Source organism: Dyadobacter koreensis (assembly GCF_900108855.1).
GTDB classification, from domain to species: Bacteria; Bacteroidota; Bacteroidia; order Cytophagales; family Spirosomataceae; genus Dyadobacter; species Dyadobacter koreensis.
Genome location: NZ_FNXY01000003.1, coordinates 382,067 through 395,363, shown reverse-complemented (window position 1 = coordinate 395,363; position 13,297 = coordinate 382,067). Strand labels below are relative to the sequence as shown.

Annotated in this window: 13 protein-coding genes; 3 read left to right on the top strand and 10 right to left on the bottom strand. The window is 42.2% G+C overall.

What is annotated here, in order from left to right; all coding sequences use genetic code 11:
• Positions 1–54: 54 nt before the first annotated feature.
• The 3 genes from BMY70_RS10385 to BMY70_RS10375 form a co-directional block, all read right to left on the bottom strand.
• Complete coding sequence (locus BMY70_RS10385; protein WP_090335110.1) at positions 55–1,107, bottom strand: sugar phosphate isomerase/epimerase family protein; 1,053 nt, start codon at positions 1,105–1,107, stop codon at positions 55–57.
• Positions 1,108–1,195: 88 nt separating this feature from the next.
• On the bottom strand, positions 1,196–2,341 hold the full coding sequence (locus BMY70_RS10380; protein WP_090335109.1) for a Gfo/Idh/MocA family protein: 1,146 nt from the start codon (positions 2,339–2,341) through the stop codon (positions 1,196–1,198).
• A gap of 112 nt (positions 2,342–2,453) precedes the next feature.
• Entirely contained in the window at positions 2,454–3,584 is a 1,131-nt protein-coding gene (locus BMY70_RS10375; protein ID WP_090335108.1) for a Gfo/Idh/MocA family protein, read from the bottom strand.
• Between the two features lie 242 nt (positions 3,585–3,826).
• Here BMY70_RS10375 and BMY70_RS10370 point away from each other — a divergent pair, with 242 nt between their 5' ends.
• Entirely contained in the window at positions 3,827–5,080 is a 1,254-nt protein-coding gene (locus tag BMY70_RS10370; protein ID WP_090335107.1) for an MFS transporter, read from the top strand.
• Positions 5,081–5,186: 106 nt separating this feature from the next.
• Here the strand turns inward: BMY70_RS10370 and BMY70_RS10365 are convergent, their stop codons facing one another.
• Both BMY70_RS10365 and BMY70_RS10360 read right to left on the bottom strand, forming a co-directional pair.
• The gene (locus BMY70_RS10365) at positions 5,187–7,595 is read right to left on the bottom strand and encodes an endonuclease MutS2 (RefSeq protein WP_090335486.1); all 2,409 of its coding nucleotides are present in this window, start codon (positions 7,593–7,595) and stop codon (positions 5,187–5,189) included.
• A 57-nt stretch (positions 7,596–7,652) separates the two neighbouring features.
• Positions 7,653–8,174 carry a DUF7935 family protein gene (locus BMY70_RS10360; protein ID WP_090335106.1) on the bottom strand — a complete coding sequence of 174 codons (522 nt, stop codon included), beginning with the start codon at positions 8,172–8,174 and terminating at the stop codon, positions 7,653–7,655.
• A gap of 201 nt (positions 8,175–8,375) precedes the next feature.
• On the opposite strand from BMY70_RS10360, the gene BMY70_RS10355 reads away from it, so the two are divergent.
• Positions 8,376–8,726: a HesB/IscA family protein gene (locus BMY70_RS10355; RefSeq protein WP_310590635.1), complete on the top strand. Its 351-nt coding sequence runs from the start codon at positions 8,376–8,378 to the stop codon at positions 8,724–8,726.
• A 25-nt stretch (positions 8,727–8,751) separates the two neighbouring features.
• On the opposite strand, the gene BMY70_RS10350 is transcribed toward BMY70_RS10355, so the two are convergent.
• Positions 8,752–9,324 (bottom strand): NUMOD4 domain-containing protein, encoded by a 573-nt coding sequence (locus tag BMY70_RS10350; protein ID WP_090335104.1) that lies wholly within the window; start codon positions 9,322–9,324, stop codon positions 8,752–8,754.
• A gap of 143 nt (positions 9,325–9,467) precedes the next feature.
• On the opposite strand from BMY70_RS10350, the gene BMY70_RS10345 reads away from it, so the two are divergent.
• On the top strand, positions 9,468–9,827 hold the full coding sequence (locus BMY70_RS10345; protein ID WP_090335103.1) for a CoA-binding protein: 360 nt from the start codon (positions 9,468–9,470) through the stop codon (positions 9,825–9,827).
• A 124-nt stretch (positions 9,828–9,951) separates the two neighbouring features.
• Here the strand turns inward: BMY70_RS10345 and BMY70_RS10340 are convergent, their stop codons facing one another.
• The 4 genes from BMY70_RS10340 to BMY70_RS10325 form a co-directional block, all read right to left on the bottom strand.
• Positions 9,952–10,953: a 3-oxoacyl-ACP synthase III family protein gene (locus BMY70_RS10340; protein WP_090335102.1), complete on the bottom strand. Its 1,002-nt coding sequence runs from the start codon at positions 10,951–10,953 to the stop codon at positions 9,952–9,954.
• Positions 10,954–11,103: 150 nt separating this feature from the next.
• Positions 11,104–11,808 carry a CDP-diacylglycerol--serine O-phosphatidyltransferase gene (gene pssA / locus BMY70_RS10335; RefSeq protein WP_090335101.1) on the bottom strand — a complete coding sequence of 235 codons (705 nt, stop codon included), beginning with the start codon at positions 11,806–11,808 and terminating at the stop codon, positions 11,104–11,106.
• A 72-nt stretch (positions 11,809–11,880) separates the two neighbouring features.
• The gene (locus BMY70_RS10330) at positions 11,881–12,519 is read right to left on the bottom strand and encodes an MBL fold metallo-hydrolase (RefSeq protein ID WP_090335100.1); all 639 of its coding nucleotides are present in this window, start codon (positions 12,517–12,519) and stop codon (positions 11,881–11,883) included.
• 76 nt (positions 12,520–12,595) lie between these two features.
• The gene (locus BMY70_RS10325) at positions 12,596–13,294 is read right to left on the bottom strand and encodes a hypothetical protein (protein ID WP_090335099.1); all 699 of its coding nucleotides are present in this window, start codon (positions 13,292–13,294) and stop codon (positions 12,596–12,598) included.
• Between the last annotated feature and the right edge of the window lie 3 nt (positions 13,295–13,297).

The window sequence follows — 13,297 nt, the reverse complement described above, 5'->3', positions numbered from 1 at the left end:
CAGTCATAAGAACGATAGGTTTTTATTATACTTGTTATAACGACAATTATTTATTCAGAGCCCTAGAATTCTGCGGTTAAAGGCTTCGTCAGCACCTGTCCCGGCGAAATCATCGAATGCTTTAGTTGTAACATCAATAATGTGGTTTGCAATAAATGGAGCGCCTTCTGCCGCGCCTTGTTCCGGTGATTTGATACAGCATTCCCACTCTAAAACTGCCCAGCTTCCGTAATCATACTGAGAAAGTTTCGAGAAAATACTTGGGAAATCAACCTGTCCGTCTCCTAATGAGCGGAAGCGGCCGGCGCGGTCTGCCCATCCTGCGAAACCACTGTATACACCTTGTTTTCCTGTTGGATTAAATTCTGCGTCTTTTACGTGGAACGCTTTGATGCGGTCGTGGTAAAGATCGATGAATTGAAGATAATCAAGTTGCTGTAATACGAAGTGACTTGGGTCGTAGTTGATATTAGCTCTTGAATGTCCGTCAAGATAATCGACGAACATTTCGAAAGTAGCACCGTCAAACAGATCTTCGCCAGGGTGAAGTTCATAACAAACGTCAACGCCATTCTCGTCGTAAACATCCAGAATCGGTTTCCAGCGCGCAGCAAGTTCTTTAAACGCAGTCTCAACCAGACCAGCCGGACGTTGAGGCCAAGGGTAAAGGAAGGGCCAAGCTAACGCCCCAGAGAATGTTGCACTGGCTGTAAGGCCAAGATTCTTACTCGCAACGGCAGTATATTTCAATTGTTGAACAGCCCACTCCGCTCTTGCTTTTGGATTTTTACGTACTTCCGGAATAGCAAATCCATCATACATTTCATCATAAACGGGATGAGAAGCTACAAGCTGTCCGATGATATGAGAAGCAAGTTCAGTAATTTCAAGACCTTTATCTTTCAGCTTACCTTTCAATTCATCCGCGTACGTCTGAGATTCTGCGGCAAGTTTTACATCAATAATCCTTGGGTCCCAAATCGGCAACTGAACGCCTTTGTAGCCAAGATCGGCCATGTACGTTGTTAAACCATCAAGCGTATTAAACGGAGCTTCGTCACCCAGAAACTGGGCAAGAAAAATACCTGGTCCTTTTATAGTTTTCATAGTTCTTTGTTAATGTTGAATGGTAGAATGAGTGAATGATAGAATGAGCTAGTCCTATTCACTCATTCTATCATTCACTCGCTCAAAATTAGACAGTCACCCAAGCCTGTTTCTTATTGCTTTCCAGGATTCTTTCGCAGATTAATAGCTCGCGGTATCCGTCTGCAAAGGTAGGGAAGGTTGGGTTTTCCGGTTGTTTGCCTTCTGCGATAGCAGCGTAAACTTCCTTGAACATTTGTTTTGATGTATCCGGGAAACCTTCGTTGTGCCCGCCAGGGAAAGTGATCAACGAGCGAACATCATCATTTACAAGTGATGGATCGCGCATTAATATTTCGTTGCTCTTGTCGCGGTTACCAATCCACATTTCGTTTGGAGCTTCGGAGGTCCAGTTGAAAGTTTTCTTAGAGCCTGAAATTTCCAGAGTCATACGGTTTTTACGTCCGGCAGAAACCTGCGAAACAGTTATCACACCTTTGCTTCCGTTGTCAAAACGAAGAAGAACGTTGGCGTGATCTTCTGTTGTAATCGGTACATCGGCGTAGTCTTCCGGCTGAAGCATTTTTCCTGAATAGGTTTCCACCGCTTTTAAAGGCTTCTTACGTGTCTTGTGGATTGTATTAAAATCTGCAAGAACTTCTACTGTTTTCAAGCCTGTAATATATTCCAGGATATCCATCAAATGGGAACCGATATCAGCGATTGCACGAGAATCACCTGATTTGTCCGGTTCAAGACGCCAGTTATAATCTGTCTCATAAAACAACCAGTCCTGAAGGTAAGAACCGATGAAAGAATAAATTTCACCAAGCTCTCCACGTTCACGCATCGATTTCATCTGACGTGCCAATGGATAATAACGCAGATTGAAGTGGACTGCGTTAACAAGACCTGTTTTCGCAGCAAGCTCCACAAGTTCTTCCGCCTCCGCTAGATCTTTTGCCAATGGTTTTTCACAAATTACGTGTTTGCCAGCAAGCAAAGCCGCTTTTGATTGAGAGTAGTGAAGGAAGTTAGGTGTACAAATGTGGATTGCCTGAATATCGTCCTGCTTCAACAATTCATCAAATGTGTAAGACCGGGAGATTCCCAATGCATCCGCTTTTTCTTTTGCTGCCTCGGCAGTTACTTCACAAAGAGCAGCTACTTCAACATTAGGAAGGCGTCTTAGCGCTTCGATATGGGCAGGGCCAATAAAACCGGTACCGACTACACCAACTTTTATTTTAGTCATAAACAAGGTAAAAGGATTGTGAAAAATATTTTAAAGGTATGGGAGTATGCGTAATATTTACAAAGAAGACCGGAACAGGTTCCGATCCTCAAAATATAGATTCTTTCAGGATCTACTCAAAAGTGGTCCACTTCGTGTCAGATTTATCAGAAGCAATTACCGTCTGCACGAACTTCATACCGCGTAAACCGTCCTGAGCAGTCGGGAAATCATAAACCGGATCAGCTTTGCGCCCTTCCCAGTGTGCACGAACGTGAATAGCGAAATTTCGGTAAAGATTGGCAAATGCTTCAAAATAACCTTCCGGGTGCCCGGCAGGAATCCGGGTATGAACCTGAGCTGCTTTAGACAAATTTCCAACGCCGGTACGAATCAACCGAACTCCCTGCTGGGTTTTGTGAATCAATGTATTCGGTTCCATTTGTTTCCATTGCAAACCGCCCGTTTCACCATAAACACGGATATTCAGGTCATTTTCTTCTCCGTTCGCAATCTGGCTATTTTGAAGAATACCTTTTGCACCGTTGTCGAAACGAAGCAAAACGTTAGCGTCATCATCCAGTTGGCGTCCTTCAACAAAAATGGTAAGGTCAGCACAAAGCTGTGTAATTCTCAGCCCTGTGATATATTCAGCAAGATTCTCAGCATGCGTTCCAATGTCACCCAAGCCTCCGCCTGCACCTGACTTGCTAGGATCAGTTCTCCATGCGGCCTGCTTGTTGCCGGTAACCTCAACCAATGTAGAAAGCCAGCCCTGCGGATACTCGACAATCACCTTGCGAACTTTTCCAATAGCTCCGGAAGCAATCATATCTTTTGCTTCTTTCACCATAGGATACCCTGTATAATTGTGTGTCAGGCAGAATACAAGACCGGTTTTTTCAACCAGTTCAACAATTTCTTCCGCTTCCTCAACAGTTAGTGTTATGGGTTTATCACAAACAACGTGAAAACCATTTTCAAGAGCCAGCTTTGTAGGGGCCGCATGAACATGATTTGGAGTAACGATTGCTACAAAATCCATGCGTTCGCCTTCGGGAAGCTGTTTTTCTTTGAGGATCATCTCCTCGAAATTTCCATAAACGCGGTCTTCGGGTAAATAAAGTGCTCTTCCGGTTTCTTTCGATTTCTCGGGAGACGAGCTAAAAGCACCGCAAACCAGTTCAATTTCTCCGTCCATGATAGCGGCACGACGGTGAACACCGCCAATAAAAGCGTCGAGTGTTCCACCCACCATACCCATCCTTATCTTTCGTGACATTCCTCTGGGTTTAAAGTTTCTAAAAATATTTTACTGTAATAAGAGTAGTATCATTGACTCTTACTTCTTACAAAGATATATTTAACATAGAAAAAATGTGCCTTAAAATGAAGATTGAATAGTAGAATTAGCAATTATTTGTTTTTTTTGTGAAAATCTTAAACAAAATCCATAGTCCGTCGTATTCCTTTTATTTCACTTAAATATTATAACCTTTAGCTCACATGTCTCAAACCGTTAACCCATCCCGGCTGTTTCTGGCCAGTTGTCTTGCCATCATTACTACGGCTTTTTCGTTTAGTATCAGGGCGGGTATTCTCCCTCAGTTGGGAACAGAATTTGGACTATCAGCCGAGCAGTTAGGCTTTATAAATTCAATGTTCTTTTTTGGATTCCCGATTTCAATGGTAATCGGCGGAATCGTTTATCACTCCGTTGGACCTAAAATAATTATGCAGGTGGCGGTAGTAGCTCATACGCTGGGTATTTTGCTTACGATTTACGCTGGCGGTTATGCCGGCTTGCTGATTTCAACATTCTTTATCGGTTTTGGAAACGGATGTACAGAAGCAGCGTGTAATCCAATGATTGCTGATATGTATACCAGCAACAAACTGAACAAAATGTTGGGACGCTTTCATATGTGGTTTCCCGGCGGAATCGTGATCGGTAGTTTGATTTCGAAATTCATGACGAGTGCAGGTTTTTCATGGCAAACTCAGATATGGGTTCTGATGCTTCCGACAGTGGTTTATGCATTCCTGTTTTTTGGTCAGGCTTTCCCTAAACCAAAAGTAGAAGGAGTAACATCAATCGCAAAAAATTTCCAGGCGATGTTAACTCCGTTATACATTTTCATATTCTGCTGCATGGCGATGACAGCTATTACGGAGTTCGGGCCTAACCAGTGGGTGACTGTTGTTTTGAGCAGCAGTGGAGCGGATGCGATGTTGGTTCTGGCATTGACATTTGGTGTGATGACATTAGGAAGACTCTTTACAGGACCCGTTGTAGCGCAGCTGGGACAGACAGGCGTTTTGTTTGGGGGTTCTATTCTGGCAGCAATTGGAATTTATATGTTCAGTACCGTAACAGGTCCGATCGCTTACCTGGCAGCTGTAATCTTCGGTCTGGGAGTATGTTTCAACTGGCCGATTATGATTGGTTTCGTTGCGCAGCGAGTGCCCTTAAGCGGTGCGTTGGGTATGTCAATTATCGGTGGAGTAGGGATGTTGTCAACTTCAATTTTCCAGCCTTTCATTGGATCATGGATTGACGAAGCTCACGCAGAAAATGCTGCGAAGGGTCTTACGGGGTCTGCTCTGGAGCTTGCAGCAGGTCAATCGACTTTGTCTACCATGTTAACATTTCCCCTGATATTAATTGTAGCATTCATCGTGTTATGGGCCTGGAAAGGAAACCCAAAATCCGGCGGACATGTGGATGAAGCTCAACTGGCACAACAGCCTCAGCTATAATTCTTAGGTTACACAGAAGAAAATGAGTATAAAAGGAGGGGCACAGAGAAATTTCAACTCTGTGCCCCTCCTTTTTTCTCTTTGAAACTTTGTGTAACCCAAGAAATTATTTCAGCTTAACAATTGTAACTCCCGCTCCGCCACGGTCCGGATGTTCATCCTGCATATTGGCGACGTGTGAATAGCCTCTTAAATGGTTACGTACCAAAGTTCTTAAAATCCCGTCTCCCTTGCCGTGCACGACGCGCAATTCGTCATAACCAAGCATAATTGCATTATCCATAAAAGAATCCAGAACGCCCAACGCCTCTTCTCCACGTTTTCCGCGTATGTCCAGGTTGAAGCTGAAATTCATCATCCGTTCATTGAGGTCAACACCTTTTGATGAAGTTTTCAATTTCTTTTCACCGGTTGCCGCCTTGTATGTTTTGTTTGAAACTTTTTCAAGGCGGTTAAGCTTGATATTCGATTTCAGATCTCCAATTCGTATTTCTGCATCTTTTCCTTTTAAAGCCAGTACTTCGCCAATGGCAGTTTGTCCGGCAATTCTGACATAACTTCCAACCGTTATCGCGCCGTCTTCCGGTTCGAAAACATTATCCTCGGAAGGCAGCTCTTCAACTTCTTCGAGCGCCAGATTCTTTTTGCCAAATTTCTCCAGCTCAGTCCTGACCGTTTTCGTTTTCTCTTTCTCTGCTTTGTTTTCCTTGATCTCGCGAATCGTATTTTCAATCAGCTGGTTTGCGTCGGCAAGCAGATTTTTTGCCTTCTGTTTGGCTTCGTTTACAAGTTTTTTCTCGTTGTTTTCAAGATTTGATTTTAGCTTGGTATACTCTGAAAGCTGTTGAGTAAGTTTTCTTTCTTTGATGCCAACTTCAATATTTTTCTCGGCAAAGACTTTCCGCTCAATATCGAGTTCTTTCAAAAGCTTTTCAAAACTAACCTGTTGTTTTCCCAGTTTATCTTTTGCACGATTAATTACTGTATTTGGCAAACCGATTTTGGATGCAATTTCAAAAGCAAATGAACTTCCGGGCCTTCCAATTTCCAGCTGATAAATTGGTTCGAGATGCTCTCCGTCAAATCGCATCGCACCATTAACCAACCCCTCCGTTTTATCTGCCAGGACCTTCAAATTTGTGTAGTGCGTATTGATGACGCCATAAGCGCCCGACTTCGTCAGATCTTCCAGAATAGCTTCTGCAATGGCACCGCCAAGCCCGGGTTCGGTTCCTGTTCCAAATTCATCAATTAAAAACAACGTCCGCTTGTTGGCCAGCGTCAGAAAATAACGCATGTTAGTGAGGTGAGAGCTGTATGTACTCAAATCATTTTCCAGCGACTGTTCATCACCAATATCAATGAAAATATTTTGGAAAAAACCGATTGCTGAACCATCAGCCACCGGTACCAGAAGTCCGCATTGATGCATATACTGGATCAATCCTACCGTTTTTAGCGATACAGATTTTCCTCCTGCATTTGGTCCTGAAACGATTAATATGCGATTTTTGTCCTGCAACTCAATATTGAGCGGAACAACTTTCTTTCCTTGTTTTTGAAAAGATAAATGAAGCAACGGATGCCGTGCATCTTTCCAGTCTATGAATTGCTTGTTGACAAAAGTCGGATTAGTTGCATTCATTTGAATGGCAATTTTAGCTTTTGCACGAAGGAAATCCATAAGTCCCAGAAATGCATATGCTTTCTGCAAATCAGGAACGAAAGTGCGCAGTTGATCTGTCAGATGCATCAGAATACGATTGATCTCGCGTCGCTCCTCATATTCAAGCTCACGGATTTCGTTGTTTGATTCAAAAACATCCGTCGGTTCTATAAAAACAGTTTGTCCTGTAGATGATTCATCATGAATAAAACCTTTCAGTTTGCGTTTGTGCTCTGCAGCCAAAGGAATTACCATACGGCCATTACGAACCGTTAAGGAAACGTCTTCGCTGATCCATCCGCTGTTTTTCGCTGAACGCAGCATGTTGTCAAGTTTTTTCCTGATACCTGCCTGTTCTGAAATTAGTTTTCTCCTGATACGTGCCAGTTCGGGAGAAGCCGTATCGCGTATTTGTCCACGGTCGTCAATAATCTTATCGATCGCATCCGTTATCGCCCGATCGATACGTACGGTTTTTGCAAATTCACTTAATAATGGAAACGATTCGGGCTCCTGATTTTCGAAAAAACGGAGGCAAAGACGGATCGTTTGCAGAGAAGCCTTGAGATCTGAAAATTCTTCCAGTGTCAACAGCATTCCTTCGATCGCTGCACGCTTCAAAAACGGAGTTGCGTCCAGATAATTCTGCGATGGAAAATCCTCCCCGATTTCCATTACCTTTTTCATTTCGGCGGTCTGGCTGACAAGCTTTTCAACCATTCCGAAATTGTCGGAAAAGCGTATTTTTTCAACATAGCTACGGCCCAGGGGACTTATACAAGCCTCTTTTAAAAGCTCGCGCAGTTTGTCAAAACCTAACTTTTGTTCAATTGTATTGGGGTATAACATTTCTTGTATTTCAAATTTGAAGCCGATAGCAGCCACAGGCTACCTGTCCGGATTACATTATTTAAATACGCCCTGTATCTCCTGTTTCAGAAACGTAAGCGCGTGCGTTGTTGGTTGAATTTCTTTTCCGATAACCTGTGCGAAAATCTTTTTTGCAAGTTCAGAGGCGGGAGATTCAGATTCCACTTCTGCGGCAGCCTGGTTGACCACAGAAACAATTTCATTCATGGCATTGACAATATGCGACCAGGCTTCGTTGCTGATATAAATTTGCTGAGCAAGATTGTGGTTGAATTCCTCACGTATCTCATTTAAAAGAATATGCTGTAATTCAAGTGAATTCGATGCGGCCGGTACTACCCTTAGCAACAAATTATTGGGTGTAATTCGTTCTAGGAAAAGGCACATACGCTCGTATGCCTGCAAGCGGAGCGGTAATGTAATCTCTGTATTTTTATTGTGCAGGTCAAATCTCTGTTTTTCAAAAACTTTTTCAGCAACTTTGGTGATCGTCATGTAAACACCATATGTGACAATGGCACCTACTGTGATGATACTGAGCAAAAAATAAAATTCCATAGCTTGGTACAAGGTAATTTGGTAGCGGATAAGACGCAAAATTACAAGATAAACGAAAATTAGAAGGAAGAAAGTGAATTAAATCCGAATTCAAACAGGCGATTTGCTGTTAGAGTCTAGCAAACCTCTATATCAGCTGTTTTAAAAGGGGATAAAGGTCTGCCTACGTTAATTTTTGTCTTTTAATACAGATAATACAGATTGTTACCAATACAATCGGGAATTTTTGAAGAAATATTACTATTGAGTGAATTCATGGAGAATCCGATTCAGATTACAGACAAGGCAAAGCTTGAAATTGTGACAACATTAGAAGCCAATAAAATTCCTGACACCTACGGACTTCGGGTGGGTTTACGCGGAGGCGGGTGCAGCGGAACATTTTTACTTGGCTTTGATACAGCCTCGGATGCCGACCAGGTTTATAAGATTGACGGTATAAAAGTGATCATTGACAAACGACATTTGATGTATGTACTCGGCGTTTTGGTCGATTATGAAGAGGGTATGAACGGGAGCGGTTATACGGTTTCTTCTCTGGAGAAGAAATGAAAAATCGCTTGAAAATTATTATACTCTAGTCTTCAATGGTTACATGTTTCCAGTTCTCTCCTGAACGAATCCTGTTCAACTGGGTATGTGTAATACCAAACTGCTTTGCGATCATTTTCAAGCGGTTATTGTCATTTTTCAGCAACTTTTTGATAATTCTTACTTTGCTCTCAGTCAGTTTATAGTTTTTAGTTCTACGTGGAATAACGCGGTTGATAAAAGCAGGATTTTCACGATTGTGATCGATCATTTCTGTCTTCGTTACCCACCTTAAATTCTCGTAATAGTTGTTTTGTTTCTCAAAATCGCTATGAATAACGAACCCGTGATCATCGCTTGCTTTATCTACAAAATGTTCAGCAACCAATTTATGTACGTAGCGATTGATCGTTTTGCCACCTGCTGCACGAATATTCAAAGAACGATATCCCTGGATAACTGACCCTTTGATAATGGCACCATCTTTCGGATTGTTTTGAAAACTCTTTAATCTTCCATAATTAGACACTTCATAGTGAGGGGCATTTTCGATTTCGTCGAATTTAATCTTAGCCCATTTCTCATTCCAAAAACTCCGGCTTATCGTTGGCTCATTCATTGTTTGACATTCGATTATTGAATTGGAAACTTTTTAAAATATTGTTAAGGTCAAGTAATACTATACTGTTGAAGACTTAATACTAGTAACGAACGTTTTAAAAACAAAAGTTTTATATACTTCTTTATACATTAAAGCTTACAATGAAACAAACACTTATCATCGGCGCATCTGAAAATCCAACCAGATATTCTTTTCTGGCAGCCCAAAAATTAAAAGCAAAGGGATATTCCGTTTTACTACTTGGCCGTAGAAAGGGGTCTGTAGCGGGGCAGGAAATCCATATTCAGCCTTTACCATGGGAAAATATTGACACTGTTACTTTATATATCAATCCGGGTATTCAAACTGCTTATTATGATTATATCATTTCTCTGAATCCAAAACGCGTTATTTTCAATCCTGGTACAGAAAACCGCGAGTTTGAAGATATTTTGGTCGCTAAAAATATCGTACCAGTCAGAGCGTGTACTTTAGTCATGCTTACAACGGGGCAATACTGATAAAAAAAAGTAGAGTTTAAGCGGAGAAATATATTGTTCATGCAACGAATTTCTCCGCTGCATATTTACTTTTCTCGTTCCTGAATTTGATTTAAATCCTGTTTTTACAGTCAATACACCGTTTTTACCATTTGATCAATGCTGATGCCCAGGTAAATCCGCTTCCAAATGCTGCAAGACACACCAGATCACCTTCTTTGATTCTCCCTTCTTCCCAGGCTTCTGCAAGCGCGATTGGAATGGATGCTGCAGTGGTGTTTCCGAAACGCTGAATATTGTTGATTACCTGTTCCTCAGAAAGCCCCATCTGTTGCCTTACATACTCACTGATGCGAATGTTTGCCTGGTGTGGGACCAAGACGTTTACATCTGACGACTGAAATCCGTTTGCATCAAGCGCCTCATTGATTACTTCTCCAAACCGAACAATGGCATGCTTAAAAACCGTGTTGCCATTCATATGCACGTTGAATCCGCCGTCGTCAATCATTTCTGTTGTTGCGGTTCGTCCCGGACGGCTGCTGCCAGGTTCTTTTACAAAAAGGTCCTCAGCGAACCTGCCGTCTGCGTGTAAATGCGTTGACAGAATTCGATGGCTTGCGTCGGTAGTTGCCTGCAGGACCGCAGCGCCGGCTCCATCACCGAAAATCACAGCGGTGTTTCTACCTGCCGTGCTCTTATCAATCCAGGAAGACTGAATTTCCGAACCGACGACAAGCGCCGTTTTGTACATTCCTGATTTTATGAACTGATCTGCGATCGAGAGCGCATATACAAATCCGGAACACTGCTGACGGATGTCGATCACAGGTATACCGTCCATGCCCAATTCCCTTTGCATCAAAAAAGCAGAGCCCGGGAAAAAATAGTCAGGTGTTATTGTTGCATATACGATCACATCAACCTGGTCCGGCGCAATGTCAGCCCTTTCCAGCGCTTGCCTGGACGCAGCGGCTGCCATGCTGTAATTTGTATCTTTTCCGTATTCAAAATAACGGCGCTCTTTTATACCTGTTCTTTCCTGAATCCATTCGTCGGATGTGTCCATCCATTTCGTCAGATCGTTATTCGTAATAATGTTGTCAGGAACATAGTAGCCAAGGCCGGTAATACGTGAAAATGTCATGCGGAAATTAATTTGTGTACTAAGAGCGATTCCGTTGAATAAGGCTATGGTAGCCAACAAACGGATACTTACTCACTATTTGTCAGTTACTTAAATACCCGTATAATTTAATTCAACGCAAATTTGCAACAAAAAGTCTTTGTTACCAATTCATGCACTTTTTTTCGTGAGATTAGCTGCAACCGATAAAATGATATAGATAACCAAAATCAACGGAATGGCTAGAATTTTAAAAAAGGCAAGAAGTAAAACAGTCAGGAAAAGAAATGAATAGCGGAACTCATTTCCCTGCCAGCCGAAAGATTTAAATTTTAGCGCGATAAGTTTTATTTCGGCAATAAGAAGATAACACATCACAACGGTCAGGAGCAATAAATTATTTGTGTTGACAATGAGTGTTTTCCAGTATTCGTCCTGAGTCAGCACTATAACAGGCAAAGAGGCGATAAGCAAAGCATTCGCAGGTGTCGGAACGCCAATGAAAGAATCGCTCTGGCGTGGATCGTTATTAAATTTAGCCAAGCGTATGGCAGAAAAAATCGCGATCAAAAAGGCCGGATATGCTTTCCAGATTCCCATCAGATCAGGAATGCTTTGCATTAATAACTGGTAAATAATGATAGAAGGTAAAAGGCCGAAGGTCACCATATCAGCCAGGGAATCCAGGTCGCGGCCGATGGGTGAACTTACTTTTAGAAGTCGCGCAGCAAAACCGTCAAAGAAATCGAAAATAAGAGCAATTCCTATTAGCCCGCAAGATATAATGATGTTATTATGAAACGCCTCCACGACGCCTATACATCCGCAAAGCAGATTCAGGCAGGTAAGGACGTTTGGTATGTGTCGAAGCAACATTTTTAATTTTCAGTACAGGGTGAAGCTGCGGGCAAAAAAACGACAAATTAACTTTTGGAAGTTCCGGGAAAATTACTTCAAAAATGGGTTGTTTTTCTTTTCAAATCCAATTGTTGTCGGCTGCATATGCCCCGCGTAAACAGTGTAACCATCGCCCAGCGTAAAAAGTTTGGTCCTGATGCTATCAATTAATGTATCAAAATCACCCCCCGGAAGATCTGTCCGTCCAATACTTTGTCTGAAAAGAACATCACCGCCGATCACAAACTGTTGTTCATCGTTTACAAACGCGACGTGACCGGGTGCATGACCAGGTACGAAAAGCAGGCGAAGGGAGGAATTTCCAAAGCTTACTACGTCGCCTTCATCAAAATAAGAATCAATTTCCGGTTCGTCAAAACCTGAAAATCCATAATTCGACGCATAGGTTTTTACAGCTTTCAGCAATTGCTCATCAATTTTATGAAGCGAAAACGGAATATTATATTTTGCTTTTACCGCAGCTACACCAAGTACATGGTCAATATGCGCGTGCGTATTGATGATACGGACAGGTTTAAGCGAATTGGTTTCTATAAAATCGTAAAGTTGTTTGTACTCGGCTTTGTCATAACATCCCGGATCGATAATGACGGCTTCGTTGGTTTCATCATACAACAAATACGTATTTTCGGAGAAGGGATTAAAGACAAAAGATTTAATCTGTATCATTATTTGAAAGGTAAAAATAGGGAAAGGCCCTGGCGATATGCCCGTGCTAAGTTACAAAACGGAACGGAAAATGCGCCTAGTATGCCTGTTTTTCACTAACGGCCGCGTAAATGCGGTCAAAGAAGAGCAGGATTTGTCCCTTATAGGTAGTTTCTGTTCCAACACACAGCCAAATTTCACCGGCCGCGTTGGGTTTTACTTCCACTGCAAGATTGGCATTATCCCTTACAATACTTCGATAAGCGATAGAATCTATTTTGTTCCCCACATTGCCCAAGACCAACATTTCAGTTCCGCTTTTTCCGATTGCACCCTTTAAAACGGATGTGTCATAAAATCCGGCGGATAATATTTTTTTGGGCTCCTCCGTAGTCGCACCTGCCTTAATGTAGGTAATTCTTCCCGAGCTGCCGATGGTATCCGGATAGCTCGTTGTTAAATTTATTCTATAAGCTACCTTGTAGGTTAGGGTAGGATCGAGACCTGTTATTTTTCGTTTGATAAACCAGAAAAGGCTGTCACCAGTATTTGTGCCTGCCACCCGCAGGCCACGTAAAGTACTATCGGTTCTAAAAGGAATATCGGCAAGACTGACATTAAACTTTACCGCGGAATCTTGTCCTGATTTGTAATAAGCATAATCGCCTGTCCAGTCATCTGTGCCTTCCTGAAACGTACTGTCAAAAAATGTTATGGGCAGCGGATCTGTAGCGTTTTTACACGCAACAAAATAAATAGCCATGATCAAACTTGCTGATGCGATCCACTTTTTCATGCT